Below are 15,195 nucleotides of genomic sequence, written 5' to 3' on the forward strand. Positions count from 1 at the left end.
CAGCAAGGTAAAACCGCCCCGGCACCAACCGCCACGGCGGCCAAAACTGCGCGCTCAGACCCGCAGCCGCACCGGCGCGCCGTGCGGGGTGCTGAGATACGCCTCCTCCCAGCGGCTGCGCATCACCTCGGCCTCGGCGCGTGACGCCGCCCCATCCTCCGCCAGAAACACCTCCAGCGTCTCCAGCCAGGCACGGAAGTAATCCTCGCCGCCGTCCAGCTCCCGGCTCAGACCATGGCGCTTGAGCGTCGCAGAAAACCGTCCCACCCAGTCGCCCCAGCTGAACCGCCCGGCCTCATTCAGATGCACGGTCAGCGCAAAGACCTGCGCGTGCCAGGGTTCGGCAAAGACCGGCTCCGGCGCGGATACTTCGGCACACTCGCTCATAGCGGCTCCAGGTAGCTCTGCCACAGGTCCAGCACCACCTCGTCATCGGGATGCTCCGGATGCGCCCACAGCGCGCGGGCAAAGAAGCGCACCGCATAGAGCGGCTCCGGCGCCTCGCCCAGCCCGTGGGCACTGCTGTCGGGCAGCACATGGGTGCCATGCAGCCGCAGGATATAGCCCTGCGCCCCGGCGGCGTATTGCGGCAGGCGGGTGTGGCCGCCCTCCACCAGCGCGTTATCAGCCGGGATTCGCGCCCGCACCGCCTGGCCGGGGGTGAACAGCGGCGCCGGTCCGCCGTCGCGGTCCGCCGGTCCGCCCTTGGCCAGCGCTGCGGCGACATTCTCCGCCTTCAGCGCCCGCTCCGCCAGCGCGTGCAGCCCGGCAGCGCCCTTGCCCTGCAGGTCGTCCCGCGTCAGCACGCCTTTCTCGACCAGGAGGTCGGCCAGTGCCGAAATCCATTTCTCGTAATAGGAAAAGCGGGTGTAGTCCTTGGGCGACAGCTTCTCCCGCGCGTGGCGCGAGGTGTCGATGTTCCACTGCCCCAGCGCACCGCAGGCCAGCGTCACCGCCAGCGCCCTTGCGTGCCAGTCCTCGGCAAAGACCGGCGCGTCCTCGGCCTCAGGCTGTACCGGCCCGTCGCCGAATCGCCCGCCCATGTCATGCACCCGGGTCATGCCGGCGCCTCCCCCGGCACCTTTGCCAGACCGGTGCCGATCATGCTGTCGCGGGTGACCAGCGCCGCCAATTCCTCTTCGCTCAGCCCCCCGGTGCCCTCGGGGCGCACCGGCAGCACCAGGTAACGGACCTCCGCCGTCGAATCCCAGACCCGCACCGCGGTCTCCGCCGGCAGGGTGACGCCGAACTCCGCCAAGACCTTGCGCGGCTCGCGCACCGCGCGGGCGCGGTACGCATCGGACTTGTACCAGCCCGGCGGAATGCCCAGGAGCGGCCACGGGTAGCAGCTGCATAAGGTGCAGACGACCATGTTGTGCTGCGCGGGGGTGTTCTCCACCACCACCATATGTTCGCCCTGGCGGCCGTAATATCCCAGCTCCGCCAGCACCGGATCGGCATCTGCCAGCAGCGCCGCCCTGAACGCCGGATCATTCCACGCCCTGGCCACCACCCGGGCACCGTTCTGCGGGCCGATCCGGTTCTGATAGGTGTCGATGATCTCCTCCAGCGCGGCCGGGTCGATCAGGCCCTTTTCGGTGAGAATCGTCTCCAGCGCCTTCACCCGCAGGGCAGGATCGGGCGGCAGCAGGGCATGCGGGTGGTCGGAGTGATCATGGGGCATACCCCATGCTGCGCCCCCGCAGGGGCTGCTGTCCAGTCATGTTTCCTGATGCAATCAATCACGTTGCGTGACGTCCAAGGACGGTTGGCGGAAGAGCCTGCAACTCCGCCCTTGCCCCCCCGGGCAATCTTGCCTATTTACCGCCCGGTACTTAGCCAACCGCCGCAGGGACCCATGGAAAACGTTGTTCTGATCATCCATCTTCTTCTGGCTCTCGGCCTGATTGCCGTGGTTCTGCTGCAGCGCTCCGAAGGCGGCGGCCTGGGCATGGGCGGCGGTGGCGGCGGCGCGATCTCCGGCCGCGCGGCGGCAACCGCGCTCAGCAAGCTGACCTGGCTGCTGGCCATCGCCTTCATCTGCACCTCGATCACCCTGACCATCATGGCGGCGCAGAAATCCGCCGGCTCCTCTGTGGCAGACCGCATCGGCGTGCCGCAGGAAGACGCAGGCGAGACACCCGAAGCCCCGGCGGCACCGCTGGGCAGCGACCTTCTGCCGCCCAGCGAGGGCGACAACGCTCCGCTGGTTCCCAGCGCAGACTGATCCACTACACCTTGAGAGGGTTTTAGGAACCGCAACAGCATCTTGCGGTTCCCTTGCGCATTTCGTGCGAATCCTTTATATATGAAGTCCCGTGATGCTGCGGTTTTTGGAATGATTCCGATCACCGCCGGGCAGCTGAAATCTGACTTCTCACGGGGGCAGCCGAACACATATGGCGCGTTTTATCTTCATCACTGGCGGTGTTGTTTCATCCCTGGGCAAAGGCCTGGCTTCGGCAGCGCTCGGCGCTCTGCTGCAGGCGCGGGGCTACTCGGTCCGGCTGCGCAAGCTGGACCCCTACCTGAACGTCGATCCGGGCACCATGAGCCCGTTTGAGCACGGCGAGGTCTTCGTCACCGACGACGGCGCCGAGACCGATCTGGACTTGGGCCATTACGAGCGCTTCACCGGCGTGCCGGCGCGCAAGACCGACTCGATCTCCTCCGGGCGGATCTACACCAACGTGCTGGAGAAGGAGCGCCGCGGCGACTACCTCGGCAAGACCATCCAGGTCATTCCGCATGTCACCAATGAAATCAAAGACTTCATCTCGATCGGCGAGGATGAGGTCGACTTTATGCTGTGCGAGATCGGCGGCACCGTCGGCGACATCGAGGGCCTGCCCTTCTTTGAAGCCATCCGCCAGTTCGCCCAGGACAAGCCGCGCGGCGAGTGCATTTTCATGCACCTGACGCTGCTGCCCTATATCAAGGCCTCGGGCGAGCTGAAGACCAAGCCGACCCAGCACTCGGTGAAGGAGCTGCGCTCCATCGGCCTGGCGCCCGACATCCTGGTCTGCCGCTCCGAGGGCCCGATCCCGGTGAAGGAACGCGAGAAGCTGGCGCTGTTCTGCAACGTGCGCGCCGACAGCGTGATTGCCGCGCAGGACCTGAAATCGATCTACGAGGCGCCGCTGGCCTACCACCGCGAGGGTCTGGACCAGGCGGTGCTGGATGCCTTCGGCATCGCCCCCGCCCCGAAGCCGAACCTGGAGCGCTGGGAAGATGTGGCCGACCGCATCTACAACCCCGAGGGCGAGGTGAAGGTGGCCATTGTTGGCAAATACACCCAGCTGGAAGATGCCTATAAATCCATCGCCGAGGCGCTGACCCACGGCGGCATGTCGAACCGGGTCAAGGTCTCGATCGAATGGGTCGATGCGGAACTGTTCGACAAGGAAGACGCCGCCCCCTACCTGCAGGGCTACCACGCGATCCTGGTGCCCGGCGGCTTTGGCGAGCGCGGCACCGAGGGCAAGATCAAGGCGGCGCAGTATGCGCGCGAGAACAAGGTGCCCTACCTGGGCATCTGCCTCGGCATGCAGATGGCGGTGATCGAGGCCGCCCGCAACGTCGCGGGCATTTCCGAGGCCGGCTCCGAGGAGTTCGACCACGAGGCCGGCAAGAAGCGCTTCGAGCCGGTGGTCTACCACCTGAAGGAATGGGTGCAGGGCAACACGATGGTCGAGCGCAAGGTGGGCGACGACAAGGGCGGCACCATGCGCCTGGGCGCCTATGACGCGACCCTGGCCGAGGGCTCCAAGGTTGCCGGAGTCTATGGCAGCACCCACATCGAGGAGCGCCACCGCCACCGTTACGAGGTCGACACCAAGTATCAGGAGCAGCTGGAAAAATGCGGCCTCTCCTTCTCCGGCATGTCACCGGACGGCCGCCTGCCGGAGATCGTGGAGTGGAAAGACCACCCCTGGTTCATCGGCGTGCAGTTCCACCCGGAGCTGAAGTCCAAACCCTTCGCGCCGCATCCGCTGTTCGACGATTTCGTCCGCGCGGCCAAGGACGCCTCGCGGCTGGTGTAATCCCCGGCAGGCGGGGCTCTCCCGCCCGCTGCTTTGCTCATGGCACATGAGCAGCACCCGTTGGGCCCGGCGCCGCTGCGCGGCGCTGGGAGAGAACAGAAAAAGGCGGGCCGCTGGCCCGCCTTTTGCATTTTGATTGACTGTTTTTCCGGCTCAGAAGCCGTGCATCCGCTTGGCCCATTGATAGGCCACCACCAGCCCCTTCATCCGCGGCAGCATCAGCAGCGAGGCCCCCACCGTGATCACCGACATGATGATCGCCAGCGTCCAGGGGTCCGGGCGCAGCTGGGTGTAGACGATGTGCAGCGCAAAGCCGAGGATGTGGCCCACCACCAGGATGGTCAGATAGGCCGGGCCGTCATCGGCGCGCTGGTGGTGCAGCTCCTGGCCGCATTCGGTGCAGCTGTCGTTCACCTTCAGGTAGCTGTGCAGCAGCTTGCCGCCGCCGCAGTTCGGGCAGCGCAGCCGCAGCCCCTTCCACAATGCAGGCTTAAGCTCCCGCTGGTCCTGGTGCAAAACGTCCGCTTGGGTCATCGCGCGTCTCCTTGGGTTCCGGCGCCTGATAACGCGATTCCCGGATTGAATGCAATCAATATGCAAACATTGATGTTGCATTTATTGTCGCAGTCCGGCATTGAACCAATCATTCAGGCTACAATGCGGCAACCGGAGACACGGCGATGAAACAATGGACCCCTGCCCGTCTGGACGGCACCCGGCCCCGCTACATTGAGCTGGCGGAGGCGATCGGAGCCGACATCGACGCCGGCGTGCTGGCGCCCGGCGACCGGCTGCCGCCGCAGCGGCGGGTGGCGCAGGATCTGGGGGTGGATTTCTCCACCGTGTCGCGCGGTTACGCGGAAGCGGTGCGGCGCGGCTATATCGAGAGTTTTGTCGGCCGCGGCACCTTCGTGCGCAGCCGGGACGCGCTGCCCGAGCGCCCCGACCCGCGCCGGGCGCTGGAAGAAGACCCGATGATGAACATGCCGCCGGAGCCGGACGACCCGGCGCTGCTGGCGCGGATGCAAAAGGGGCTGGAGCATGTCTCTGCCAACCTGCTGCCGCTGTTGCGCTACCAGTCGGTGACCGGCAGCCCGCAGGACCGCGCCCTGGCAGCGGAGTGGATGCAGGCCAACGGGCTGCCCTGCGCGCCGGAGCGGCTGGTGATCACGCCGGGGGCGCATGCCAGCCTCTATGCCATTCTGACGGTGCTGTGCGAGCCGGGCTCCACCCTGCTGTGCGAGGATGTGACCTATCCCGGCCTGCGCTCCATCGCGGCGCGGCAGGGGATCCGGCTGATCGGCCTGCCGGCGGACAAGGACGGCATCCTGCCGGATGCGCTGGAGAAGGCCATCACCGGCGACTGGCCTGCGGCGCTGTACCTCAACCCGACGCTGCAGAACCCGACCACGAGAACCATAACGGCAAAGCGGCGGCAGGAGATTGCCGCGGTGCTGCAGGCACATGAGCTGCCGCTGATCGAGGATGACGCCTATTGCTTTGTCGACAACGGCGCGCCGCAGCCGGTCAGCAGCCTGATCCCCGATCTGGGCTGGCATATTGCCGGCCTCTCCAAGTGCTTTGGCGCCGGGCTGCGGCTGGCCTACACCACGGTGCCGAAACGCGCCCTGCTGGGCCAGTTCAGCCAGGCGCTGCGCTCGATGCACGTGATGGTGTCGCCGCTGAACCTGGCGCTGCTGGGCCGCTGGATCGAGGACGGCACCGCGGCGGAGCTTCAGCGCTTCATCCGCAAGGCCGCGGCGGAGCGGCAGGCGCTGGCGGCACAGGTGCTGCAGGAATGTTTCGTCGAGAGCGACCCGCTGGCCTTCAACCTGTGGCTCACCCTGCCCCGCGGCACCAGCCGGGCCGAGGTGATGGGCCGCATGGCGGGGCGCCAGATCGGCATCATGCCCAGCGATGCCTTCACCGTCTCCGGCCTGCCGGAGGAAGCGGTTCGGGTGTGCCTGGGCGGGCCGGTCGGCCTGGAGGAGCTGCGCGAGGACCTGCTGGCGCTGAACGATGCCGTCACCCGCAAGGACTGGCTGGGCTGAGCCGGGGCTGCTAAGGTCGCGCCGCAACGCAAAAGAGGCCCCGCATGATCCGCGCCTTCCGCAACCTGATCGAACGGCAGCTGACCAAGGCCCAGGCCGAGGGCCGGCTGCAGGGGCTGGAGGGCGAAGGCAAGCCGTTGCCCGACCGCAGCAGCGAGGCGCATGCGGACCCCGCAATGGCGGCGGGAATGCGGATCATGGCGCAGGCCGGTGTGGTGCCGGAGGAGTTCGGGCTGAAGGAGCAGCTGGCGCAGGCGCGCAAGGATTACGCCGGTTTGACCGACCCCGGGCAGCGCAAGGCGGCAATGGCGCGGATCTCGGATCTGGAGATGCGCTACAACATGGCGCGGGATGCGCGGAAATCCTTCTTCCGTTAGCGCAACACCCCGTTGTTTCCCGGCAGATTCGCGCTATAGACAGCGCCAAGACAGACCATTCCAAAGAAGAGTGACGCATTATGGCCAAAGACGCTTCTGTTCATCAGGAACAACTCGACCGCATCGCCTCCGGCAAGGGCTTCATTGCCGCGCTGGACCAGTCCGGCGGCTCGACCCCGAAGGCGCTGGCGCTTTATGGCGTGAACGAGGACGCCTATTCGAACGACGACGAGATGTTCGCCGAGATCCACAAGATGCGCACCCGCATCATCACCTCGCCGAGCTTCGGCAAGGAGCGCATCCTGGGCGCGATCCTGTTCGAGAAGACCATGGACGGCGAGATCGAAGGCAAGCCGACTGCCGAGTTCCTGTGGAGCAACTGCGGCGTAGTGCCGTTCCTGAAGGTGGACAAGGGCCTGGCCGATGAGGCGGGCGGCGTGCAGATGATGAAGCCGATGCCGGAACTGGAAGCGCTGCTGGCGCGTGCGGGCGAAAAGGGCATCTTCGGCACCAAGATGCGCTCGGTCGTCAAGGAAGCCAATGCCGAGGGCATCAAAGCGGTGGTCGCCCAGCAGTTCGAAGTGGGCCAGCAGATCGCCGCGGCCGGCCTTGTGCCGATCATCGAGCCGGAAGTGGACATCAACTCCGCCACCAAAGCCGAGGCCGAGGAGATCCTGAAGGCGGAGATCGCCGCGCAGCTGGACGCGCTGCCCGAGGGCACCAAAGTGGCGCTGAAGCTGACCATCCCGTCCAAGGCGGGCCTCTATGACGATCTGGCCGATCACGCCAGTGTTGTCCGGGTTGTGGCGCTGTCCGGCGGCTACACCACCGATGACGCTTGCGCGCGCCTGGCGCAGAACAGCAAGATGATCGCTTCCTTCAGCCGCGCGCTGACCGAGGGGCTGAACGTGGCGATGTCCGACGCGGAATACGATGCGGCGCTGGGTGCCAACATCGGCAAGATATACGACGCCTCGCTGTAACGCTTTGCAGACCGGAAATTGAGATTGAGAAGGCCGCGCCTGCACCCGGGCGCGGCCTTTTCTGTTGTTCCCAAAGGGTTTAATAGCCGTTGTTGCGCCCGGCGCAGCACACCGCCAGCACCAGCCCGGCGCCGCTGAGGAAGGGCAGCCAGAAGAAGCGCAGCGCGGTCAGGGTGAACCAGCCGGGCTGGTCCTCCGGCGCCTGGCCCGCACCGCCGAGCCAGGCCCAGAAGATCAGCGCCGAGGCGGAGATCATCACCCCGCTGATCGCCAGCAGCCAGCGCGCCGACCTAGGCATCCTCCCCTCGTTCACGGCAAGCCGTTCCGCCGTGCGGCTGGCGGCGAGCCACCCGCTCACGCCGCTTGGGTCAGCGACGGGCGCAGCCCGGCATAGCTGACCTTGTTCTCGTTCGCTGCCAGGTAGCGCTGCGCCTCCTCGCGGTTTCCGAAGCTCAGCGCCTCGTCATAAAAATAGGTGATCCGGTCCCCGGTCCGGGACAGCAGGCCGCCGCTTTCAAACAGGATAAACCACTTCTTCTGCACCAGTTGCATCAGCCTCACTCCTTTCTGAAGCCCGGCTGCGGCCCGTCTCCGCCGCCGCCGGTTCAATTGCAGTTCCTCAGGGTGCAGGCGGCCGCCCGTCAGCCCCGCCGGGCTGCCGGTCCGCAGTTTTCCAGATGCTGGATTGGCCACTCTCGCGCCCTGCTGAAGGCAGAATTCGCCCCCAGATATTGCCAAAAAGTTAACGGTGTTTGGCGCTGGTTTAACGCGGCATTTTCCTGCCGGCAGGCGGCGGTTTCCCGCCTGTCCGGGCGGGGTTCCGGAAAATTTGGCGAAATTCCGCTGTTGCAGAATCCAAAGACGTTACCGAAGCGTAAACGCCGGGTCCGGGCGCGGCCTTCCCGCGCGGCGGTGCAGCCGCCTGCCGGGCGGCGGGGCGGCAGCTATTGCGCCGGAAAGAAGCCGCCGGGACTGCAGCAAGGCAGCCCCGGGGCGGCATATCAGCTGAAATCCGGCGGGCGCTTCTGCAGCTGGGCCGCCACCGCCTCGAACTGGTCGGGCTGGCCGATCAGGTCCCGCTGTTCGGCGCTTTCGCGCAGCAGCACCTCCGCCTGGGAGGCACCGCTTTCGGCATAGGCGATCAGCCGTTTGGCGGCGCGCACGGCGGAAGGGCTCTTGCCCGCGATCTCCACCGCCAGTCCCTGGGCGCGGCTGAGCGGGTTGCCGGCCAGTTCGGTGACCAGCCCCCAGTCGAGCGCCTGCTGCGCCTCCACCTTCTCCGCCGTCCAGGTGAGGCGGCGCAGCACGTCCGAGCGCACCAGCCGCGGCAAGAGCGCCATGCCGCCCATGTCGGGAATGAGGCCCCATTTCATCTCCATCACCGACAGCTGCGCCTCCGGGTGGGCGATGCGGATGTCGGCGCCCAGCGCGATCTGCAGGCCGCCGCCGAAACAGGCGCCGTGGATGGCGGCGATCACCGGCACCGGCACCCGGCGCCAGACCATCGCCACCTCCTGGAACGCATTGGCGTCGTGGTGGGTGCGCTCCATGATCAGGGTGCTGAGGTCGCGCTGCGCAAAGCCGGCCAGCGCCGCCATGTCGAGGCCCGCGCAGAAGCTCTTGCCCGCCCCTGACAGCACCACCGCGCGGGCGTCCGACTCCGCCACCTCCTGGCCTGCGGCGATGATCGCCTCGATCATCTCCTCATCCAGGGCGTTGTGCTTGTCCGGGCGGGCAAGCGTGACATAGGCGATGTGGTCCTTGTAGCCGGTGGTGACTCTGCTCATGGTTTCTTCCCCGCTGATGATCCGCCTTCAGCCTGCCCCGGACGCGGACCGGATACCAGTCCAACGTGGGGGAAGGGTCAGGGGCGGGGCGCCAGCGGCATCCGGGCGAACCAGGGCGAGTCGAGCGTCATGATGTAGAGCTGCCCGTCCATCACCTTGCCGCCGGTGGTGACGCCCAGCCGCCCGTCCGGGTCCTGCAGGCTGCGCAGGATTTTGCCCTGGCCGTCGAACTGGATCATCATGCCGCGGTGGACCGGCGCCGGGCGCACCACCGGGCCGAGGCGCCAGATCAGCTTGCGTAAGGCTGGGTACGGCATCAGTTTTTCCGACGGCACCCGCGGGCTGGCGAAGGCGAGCCAGTAGGTGCCGTCGCCCTGCGCCTCCAGATTGTCGGGGTAGCCGGGGAGATTGTCGAGGTACACCTCGCGCTCGCCAGCCCGGTCCCCCTTGAGCCAGAACCGGTGGATGCGGGCGCGGCCGGTCTCGTTGATCAGCAGGAAATCCTCCTCCGGCGAGAGCGCGATGCCGTTGGTGTAGACGAAGCCCGTGGCGATCTTCTCGGCACTGCCATCGGGGTTGATGCGGGCGACGTAGCCGGTGTCCGATTGCTCCCAGATGGTCAGGATCGAGGTCGGCTTGGTGCCGCCCATGGTTTCCGGGTCGAAGCGGTCGGAGGAGTTGGAGAAATAGACGGTGCCGTCGCGGGCCACGTCGAGCTGATTGGCATAGACGATCGGGGCGCCGTCCACGCTGTCCGCCAGAACCGTGAGCGAGCCGGGGCCGGACCAGCGCAGGATGCCGCGGAAGCTGTCGGCGATGTAGAGCGCGCCGTCCGGTCCTGCCTTGAGCCCCAGCGGGCGGCCGCCGAGTTTGTCCGCCAGCACCGGTTCCGCGCCGTCGATGCGGTAGAGGTTGCCTGCGAGGCTGGTGGTGTAGATGGCGCCGTCCGGGGTTTGGGCGATGTCCTCCGGCCCCAGTTCTCCGTCCGGCAGATGGACCAGCGCCGCTGCGCTGAGGGCGTTGTTTCCCGCGTAATCGCCGGTGAAGCCCGGCGCTGCGGGCGGGTCGTAGGCGATGGGGTCGACCGGCACCGGCCAGAACAGGAGATAGCCGAGGGTGGCGGCCAGCAGGGCCAGGGCAATGCGCATGAAAGAATCCCTTTGAAATCTTGATGCAGACTGCGCGTCCCTCAGAAGCGACGCAAGCCTTGCCCGTTGCCTGCGCTTGCGCTTATCTGCGGCCATGACTGGTCCCCGCTACACCCCGCTTGCCCAATCCCTGCCCGCCACCGTGCCCTTTGTCGGCCCCGAGACCCAGGAGCGTGCGCGCGGCCATGCCTTTGCCGCGCGGCTGGGGGCGAATGAGAACATTTTCGGCCCCTCGCCCAAGGCGGTGGAGGCGATGGCCAAGGCCTCGGCGGAGATCTGGAAATACGGCGATGCGGAGAACCATGACCTGCGCCACGCGCTGGCGGCGCATCACGGGGTGCAGCCGGAGCATATCATCGTGGGTGAGGGTATCGACGGCCTTTTGGGGTACCTGGTGCGGCTGCTGGTCGGGCCGGGCGATGCGGTGGTCACATCGCTGGGGGCCTACCCGACCTTCAACTACCATGTCGCGGGCTTTGGCGGGGTAATCCACGCGGTGCCTTACAAGGACGACCGCGAGGATTTCGAGGCGCTGTTCGCCAGGGCGGCGGAGGTCGATGCCAGGATCGCCTACCTCGCCAATCCGGACAACCCGATGGGCAGCTGGCACAAGGGCGCCGAAATTGCCGCGGCGCTGGACCAGTTGCCCGAGGGGTGCCTCTTGCTGCTGGACGAGGCCTATGTGGAATGCGCGCCGGAAGGCACCGCGGCGCCCATCAGCGCCGATGACACCCGGGTGATCCGGATGCGGACCTTCTCCAAGGCCTATGCCATGGCGGGCGCGCGGGTGGGCTATGCCATCGGCCATCCGGAGCTGATTGCCGCCTTCAACAAGGTGCGCAATCATTTCGGCATGAACCGGGCGGCGCAGGCCGGCGCGCTGGCGGCGCTGCAGGATCAGGACTGGCTGGCAGAGGTGCTGGCGCAGATCGCAGAGGCGCGCGAGCGGATTGCCGGCATCGCCGCGGAAAACGGGCTGAGCGCCCTGCCCTCCGCCACCAATTTCGTCGCCATCGACTGCGGCCTGGACGGGGCATTTGCCAAGGCGGTGCTGGACGGGCTGGTGGATCAGGGGGTCTTTGTGCGGATGCCCTTTGCCGAACCGCAGAACCGCTGCATAAGGGTGAGCTGCGGGCCTGCGGCGGAGCTGGACGCCTTTGCCGCGGCGCTGCCGCTGGCGCTGGACACAGCACGGGGCGGCTGAAACCTGCCGGCGGGGACCTGATCGCAGCAGTTTTACCGGACATTCACCGGTCCCGGACTACCATCAAAGGGTATCACCGGGAGAATTGTCATGCGTGACCCTGAACTGCCGGACGGAATGCCGGATTTCTTTACCGCGGCAATCATGTTTGCCGGCATCAACCTGATGTGGATCTTCTTTGTGATCTGGGTGATGTACGGGCTGGTGCCGGTGCTGGTGCTGGCCGTGCTGATCAACCATTTCATCACCAGGCTGGACATCAGGCTGAACTCGCAAAAGGCGTGAGCCTTGCCCGCCGCCGCCGGCGGCCGGGCCGTCAGCGGCCCGACAATACCGCTGATGCGGCCTCCAGCGCGCCTGCCCCGCGCGGTATATCCAGCGCGGCAAGGCCGGTTTCAATCCCGCCCAGCAGGCCCATCACCATCTGACCGTTCACATGGCCCATGTGGCCCAGCCGGAAGTAGCCGTGCCATTCCGGGCTTTTGGGCGCCGCCATGCCGAGGCCGATGCCCAGCGTCAGGCCCAGGTTCTGCTCCAGCCAGTCGCGCAGCCGGGTGCCGTCCGGTGCGCCGATGTGCAGCGCGGTGACCGCGTGGGAGCGCAAGGAGCGGTCCGCCACGTTCATCCGCAGCGGGCCGTCTGCGCCCCAGGCCTCGCAGGCGGCCCAGATGGCTTGGGCCAGACGGGCGTGGCGGTCCCACACGTTTTCAAGGCCTTCGCCGTGAATCATGTCGAGCGCCGCGCGCAGGCCGTAGAGGTGATGGGTGGGCGCGGTGCCGCCGAAATACTGGTAGAACTCGGCCGGGTTGGCGCGCGGCTGCCAGTCCCAGTAGCGGCTGATCCGCGGCAGCGCCGCCCGTGCCGCGGCGGCCTTCTCGTTGAAGAACACGAAGCTGAGGCCGGGCGGCATCATCAGCCCCTTCTGGCTGGCGGTGACCATGACATCAACGCCCCAGGCATCCATCTCGAAGTGCTCGCAGCCCAAGGAGGCGATGCAGTCGGCCATCAGCAGCGCCGGGTGGCCGGCCTGGTCCAGCAGCTTGCGCAGCCCCGCGATATCGTTGCGGATCGAGCTGGAGGTGTCCACATGCACGCCCAGCACCGCCTTGATGCGGTGTGTCTTGTCGGCGGCCAGCACCTCGGCAATCCGCGCCATGTCCCAGGGGGCGCTGGTGCCGAAGTCCAGCACCTCGGTCCCGATCCCCAAGCCTTCGGCCATTTCCGACCAGCCGATGGCAAAGCGGCCCGAGGCGGGCACCAGCACCAGGTCGCCGGGCTGCAGGGTGTTCTGCAGCGCCGCCTCCCAGGCGCCGTGGCCGTTGGCGATGTAGACCGCCGCATGATGCTGCGTGCGCGCCACCCGGCGCAGGTCCGGGATCAGGGCGGCGGTCATCTCCACCAGCTCGCCCGCGTAGATGTTGGGGGACGGCCGGTGCATTGCCTGCAGCACCCGGTCCGGCACCACCGAAGGGCCCGGAATGGCCAGATATTGACGCCCTGCCGATACGTTTGCCGGTCCGCTCATGCCTGATGTTCCCTGACTGCGGGCGGCCCCAAGGCCGCCGCGGTTGATCCATGCGGGCACAGTAGCCGCACGGCGCGCCGGGTCAATTCCCGGCAACGCAGGGTCACGGCGAATTGCTTGCGCCCTGCTTCCCACCTGCTTAAATGGCGCAGGAACGACAGGGAAAGGCCCGCAATGACACGAATTTCCCGCCGGGACACGCTGGCATGAGCCGGAAACCGCACAAATCCTCGAAAGAGCTGTTCGGCTGGCTGTGGCGCGGATACCTGCGCCATTACATCGGTCTTCTGGGCATCGCGGTGATCTTCATGCTGCTGGAAGGCGCCACCATGGGGGCGCTCGGCTACATGATGCAGCCGATGTTCGACCTGGTGTTCGTGGCAGGCAATTCCGACGCGCTGGTCTGGGTCAGCCTGGCGTTCCTGGCGATCTTCACCCTGCGCGGGGTGTCCAGCGTCACCCAGAAGGTGCTGCTGAGCAAGGTCTCCCAGACCTCGGCCGCGCATCTGCGCAAGGACATGCTGGCCCGCCTTATCCGCCAGGACCCGGCGTTTCACCAGCAGCACCCGCCGGGGCTGCTGCTGCAGCGGGTGCAAAGCGATGTGGGGGCGATCAACTCGGTCTGGCAGGCGGTGATCACCGGTGCGGGCCGCGATCTGGTGGCGCTGGTGGCGGTGCTGGGGGTGGCGTTCTCGATCGACTGGCGCTGGACGCTGATCCTGCTGATCGGCGTGCCGGTGCTGCTGCTGCCGATCTCCACCATCCAGCGCTATGTGCGCAAAAAGGCGTCGCGCGCCCGCGATCTGGGCGCCGATCTGGCGACCCGGCTGGACGAGATCTTCCACGGCATCGTGCCGGTCAAGCTGAACCGGCTGGAGGAGTATCAGGTCAGCCGCTTTTCCGAGCGCACCGATGAATTTGTCAAATCCGAAGTGAAGGCGGCCTTTGGCACCTCGTCTATCTCCGGCATGACCGACATCATGGCCGGCGTCGGTTTCATGGCGGTGCTGCTCTATGGCGGCAATGAGATCATCGCCGGCGAAAAGACCGTCGGCCAGTTCATGAGCTTTTTCACTTCGATCGGCCTGTCGTTTGAACCGATGCGGCGGCTGGCCAATATCTCGGGCGTGTGGCAGGGCGCAGCGGCGGCGCTGGAGCGGATCAAGGAACTGCTGGATGCGCCGATCCTCCTGAGCGAGCCTGCGCAGCCGAAACCGGCGCCGCAGGGGCTGCCCGCGATCCGCCTGGATGCGGTGGACCTGAGCTATGGCGATGCCAGGATCCTGCACGGGCTGAACCTGGAGGCCGAGGCCGGCAGGACCACGGCGCTGGTGGGCGCCTCCGGTGCGGGCAAATCGACGATCTTCAACCTGCTGACCCGGATGGTGGACCCGCAGGCGGGCGCGGTCACCGTCGGCGGCGTCGAGGTGCGCGATCTGAACACCGCCGATCTGCGCGGGCTGTTCTCGGTGGTGACGCAGGATGCGATGCTGTTCGACGAGACCCTGCGCGAGAATATCGTGCTGGGGCGCACCGATGTCAGCGGCGAGGAGCTGCAGGCGGCGCTGGAGGCCTCGCATGTGGCGGATTTCCTGCCCAAGCTGGAGCACGGGCTGGAGACCCGGGTGGGGCCGCGCGGCTCTGCCCTGTCGGGCGGCCAGCGGCAGCGGGTGGTGATTGCCCGCGCGCTGCTGCGCAATACCCCGGTGCTGCTGCTGGACGAGGCGACTTCGGCGCTGGATGCGCAGTCGGAGAAGGTGGTGCAGGCGGCGCTGGACAAGCTGTCGGGCGGCCGCACCACGCTGGTGATCGCGCACCGGCTGTCAACCATCCGCAACGCCGACAAGATCGTGGTGATGGACCGCGGCCGGGTGGTGGATCAGGGCAGCCACGAGGAGCTGCTGGCGCGCGGCGGGCTCTATGCCGATCTCTACCGGCTGCAGTTCCAGGACGGCAAGACGGTGGTGGACACTGCCGGCATTGCCGCCCAGGCACAGCAGGTGCCCGGCGGTGCGCGGCGCGGCAAAGAACGCTGGTTCCGCCGTTTTGCAAAGAAGGTGTTCGGGTAAGGGCCTTT

At 67.0% G+C, this 15,195-nt stretch carries 17 protein-coding genes; 8 read left to right on the plus strand and 9 right to left on the minus strand.

Going from position 1 to position 15,195, the window contains the following annotated elements:
- Positions 1–54: 54 nt before the first annotated feature.
- The 3 genes from AC58NV_RS05915 to nthA are packed head-to-tail and all read right to left on the minus strand — an operon-like array spanning position 55 to position 1,684.
- On the minus strand, positions 55–387 hold the full coding sequence (locus AC58NV_RS05915) for a nitrile hydratase accessory protein (RefSeq protein WP_497226289.1): 333 nt from the start codon (positions 385–387) through the stop codon (positions 55–57).
- Positions 384–1,061 (minus strand): nitrile hydratase subunit beta, encoded by a 678-nt coding sequence (nthB, locus tag AC58NV_RS05920; protein WP_497226290.1) that lies wholly within the window; start codon positions 1,059–1,061, stop codon positions 384–386. Before nthB ends, AC58NV_RS05915 begins: the two co-directional genes overlap by 4 nt.
- Positions 1,058–1,684: a nitrile hydratase subunit alpha gene (gene nthA / locus AC58NV_RS05925; protein ID WP_497226291.1), complete on the minus strand. Its 627-nt coding sequence runs from the start codon at positions 1,682–1,684 to the stop codon at positions 1,058–1,060. Before nthA ends, nthB begins: the two co-directional genes overlap by 4 nt.
- 174 nt (positions 1,685–1,858) lie before the next feature.
- Here nthA and secG point away from each other — a divergent pair, with 174 nt between their 5' ends.
- Both secG and pyrG read left to right on the plus strand, forming a co-directional pair.
- Positions 1,859–2,227, plus strand: coding sequence for a preprotein translocase subunit SecG (gene secG / locus AC58NV_RS05930; protein ID WP_366663105.1), 369 nt, complete (start codon positions 1,859–1,861; stop codon positions 2,225–2,227).
- 172 nt (positions 2,228–2,399) lie between these two features.
- Positions 2,400–4,043, plus strand: a complete 1,644-nt coding sequence (gene pyrG, locus AC58NV_RS05935; RefSeq protein ID WP_497226292.1) for a CTP synthase — start codon at positions 2,400–2,402, stop codon at positions 4,041–4,043.
- A 153-nt stretch (positions 4,044–4,196) separates the two neighbouring features.
- On the opposite strand, the gene AC58NV_RS05940 is transcribed toward pyrG, so the two are convergent.
- Complete coding sequence (locus AC58NV_RS05940; protein ID WP_497226293.1) at positions 4,197–4,577, minus strand: DUF983 domain-containing protein; 381 nt, start codon at positions 4,575–4,577, stop codon at positions 4,197–4,199.
- Between the two features lie 146 nt (positions 4,578–4,723).
- On the opposite strand from AC58NV_RS05940, the gene AC58NV_RS05945 reads away from it, so the two are divergent.
- The 3 genes from AC58NV_RS05945 (at position 4,724) to AC58NV_RS05955 (ending at position 7,454) form a co-directional block, all read left to right on the plus strand.
- Positions 4,724–6,094 carry an aminotransferase-like domain-containing protein gene (locus AC58NV_RS05945; protein ID WP_497226294.1) on the plus strand — a complete coding sequence of 457 codons (1,371 nt, stop codon included), beginning with the start codon at positions 4,724–4,726 and terminating at the stop codon, positions 6,092–6,094.
- A 44-nt stretch (positions 6,095–6,138) separates the two neighbouring features.
- Positions 6,139–6,471 carry a DnaJ family domain-containing protein gene (locus AC58NV_RS05950; protein WP_497226295.1) on the plus strand — a complete coding sequence of 111 codons (333 nt, stop codon included), beginning with the start codon at positions 6,139–6,141 and terminating at the stop codon, positions 6,469–6,471.
- An 80-nt stretch (positions 6,472–6,551) separates the two neighbouring features.
- Complete coding sequence (locus tag AC58NV_RS05955) at positions 6,552–7,454, plus strand: fructose bisphosphate aldolase (RefSeq protein ID WP_497226296.1); 903 nt, start codon at positions 6,552–6,554, stop codon at positions 7,452–7,454.
- Positions 7,455–7,533: 79 nt separating this feature from the next.
- On the opposite strand, the gene AC58NV_RS05960 is transcribed toward AC58NV_RS05955, so the two are convergent.
- The 4 genes from AC58NV_RS05960 to AC58NV_RS05975 form a co-directional block, all read right to left on the minus strand.
- Positions 7,534–7,812 (minus strand): hypothetical protein, encoded by a 279-nt coding sequence (locus AC58NV_RS05960; RefSeq protein ID WP_497226297.1) that lies wholly within the window; start codon positions 7,810–7,812, stop codon positions 7,534–7,536.
- Entirely contained in the window at positions 7,809–8,006 is a 198-nt protein-coding gene (locus tag AC58NV_RS05965) for a hypothetical protein (RefSeq protein WP_366663111.1), read from the minus strand. The genes AC58NV_RS05960 and AC58NV_RS05965 overlap by 4 nt, the downstream gene beginning before the upstream one ends.
- A gap of 449 nt (positions 8,007–8,455) precedes the next feature.
- Positions 8,456–9,241 carry a crotonase/enoyl-CoA hydratase family protein gene (locus AC58NV_RS05970; RefSeq protein WP_497226298.1) on the minus strand — a complete coding sequence of 262 codons (786 nt, stop codon included), beginning with the start codon at positions 9,239–9,241 and terminating at the stop codon, positions 8,456–8,458.
- Between the two features lie 77 nt (positions 9,242–9,318).
- Positions 9,319–10,389 (minus strand): SMP-30/gluconolactonase/LRE family protein, encoded by a 1,071-nt coding sequence (locus AC58NV_RS05975; RefSeq protein WP_497226299.1) that lies wholly within the window; start codon positions 10,387–10,389, stop codon positions 9,319–9,321.
- 94 nt (positions 10,390–10,483) lie between these two features.
- Here AC58NV_RS05975 and AC58NV_RS05980 point away from each other — a divergent pair, with 94 nt between their 5' ends.
- Positions 10,484–11,593 carry a pyridoxal phosphate-dependent aminotransferase gene (locus tag AC58NV_RS05980; RefSeq protein WP_497226300.1) on the plus strand — a complete coding sequence of 370 codons (1,110 nt, stop codon included), beginning with the start codon at positions 10,484–10,486 and terminating at the stop codon, positions 11,591–11,593.
- Positions 11,594–11,683: 90 nt separating this feature from the next.
- Complete coding sequence (locus AC58NV_RS05985; protein WP_366663115.1) at positions 11,684–11,878, plus strand: histidinol phosphate aminotransferase; 195 nt, start codon at positions 11,684–11,686, stop codon at positions 11,876–11,878.
- 31 nt (positions 11,879–11,909) lie between these two features.
- Here the strand turns inward: AC58NV_RS05985 and AC58NV_RS05990 are convergent, their stop codons facing one another.
- The gene (locus AC58NV_RS05990; RefSeq protein ID WP_497226301.1) at positions 11,910–13,118 is read right to left on the minus strand and encodes a pyridoxal-phosphate-dependent aminotransferase family protein; all 1,209 of its coding nucleotides are present in this window, start codon (positions 13,116–13,118) and stop codon (positions 11,910–11,912) included.
- Between the two features lie 206 nt (positions 13,119–13,324).
- On the opposite strand from AC58NV_RS05990, the gene AC58NV_RS05995 reads away from it, so the two are divergent.
- The gene (locus tag AC58NV_RS05995; RefSeq protein ID WP_497226302.1) at positions 13,325–15,187 is read left to right on the plus strand and encodes an ABC transporter ATP-binding protein; all 1,863 of its coding nucleotides are present in this window, start codon (positions 13,325–13,327) and stop codon (positions 15,185–15,187) included.
- The last annotated feature ends 8 nt before the right edge of the window (positions 15,188–15,195 follow it).

The sequence above is a fragment of the Leisingera sp. ANG49 genome, from assembly GCF_059694505.1.

Bases quoted from the DNA above. Each gene is read 5' to 3' on its own strand.
- AC58NV_RS05915 (WP_497226289.1), bottom strand. From the start codon at position 387: ATGAGCGAGTGTGCCGAAGTATCCGCGCCGGAGCCGGTCTTTGCCGAA.
- pyrG (WP_497226292.1), top strand. From the start codon at position 2,400: ATGGCGCGTTTTATCTTCATCACTGGCGGTGTTGTTTCATCCCTGGGC.
- AC58NV_RS05945 (WP_497226294.1), top strand. From the start codon at position 4,724: ATGAAACAATGGACCCCTGCCCGTCTGGACGGCACCCGGCCCCGCTAC.
- AC58NV_RS05995 (WP_497226302.1), top strand. From the start codon at position 13,325: ATGAGCCGGAAACCGCACAAATCCTCGAAAGAGCTGTTCGGCTGGCTG.
- AC58NV_RS05980 (WP_497226300.1), top strand. From the start codon at position 10,484: ATGACTGGTCCCCGCTACACCCCGCTTGCCCAATCCCTGCCCGCCACC.
- AC58NV_RS05950 (WP_497226295.1), top strand. From the start codon at position 6,139: ATGATCCGCGCCTTCCGCAACCTGATCGAACGGCAGCTGACCAAGGCC.
- nthB (WP_497226290.1), bottom strand. From the start codon at position 1,061: ATGACCCGGGTGCATGACATGGGCGGGCGATTCGGCGACGGGCCGGTA.
- AC58NV_RS05990 (WP_497226301.1), bottom strand. From the start codon at position 13,118: ATGAGCGGACCGGCAAACGTATCGGCAGGGCGTCAATATCTGGCCATT.
- AC58NV_RS05965 (WP_366663111.1), bottom strand. From the start codon at position 8,006: ATGCAACTGGTGCAGAAGAAGTGGTTTATCCTGTTTGAAAGCGGCGGC.
- AC58NV_RS05985 (WP_366663115.1), top strand. From the start codon at position 11,684: ATGCGTGACCCTGAACTGCCGGACGGAATGCCGGATTTCTTTACCGCG.
- AC58NV_RS05940 (WP_497226293.1), bottom strand. From the start codon at position 4,577: ATGACCCAAGCGGACGTTTTGCACCAGGACCAGCGGGAGCTTAAGCCT.
- nthA (WP_497226291.1), bottom strand. From the start codon at position 1,684: ATGCCCCATGATCACTCCGACCACCCGCATGCCCTGCTGCCGCCCGAT.
- AC58NV_RS05975 (WP_497226299.1), bottom strand. From the start codon at position 10,389: ATGCGCATTGCCCTGGCCCTGCTGGCCGCCACCCTCGGCTATCTCCTG.
- secG (WP_366663105.1), top strand. From the start codon at position 1,859: ATGGAAAACGTTGTTCTGATCATCCATCTTCTTCTGGCTCTCGGCCTG.
- AC58NV_RS05955 (WP_497226296.1), top strand. From the start codon at position 6,552: ATGGCCAAAGACGCTTCTGTTCATCAGGAACAACTCGACCGCATCGCC.
- AC58NV_RS05970 (WP_497226298.1), bottom strand. From the start codon at position 9,241: ATGAGCAGAGTCACCACCGGCTACAAGGACCACATCGCCTATGTCACG.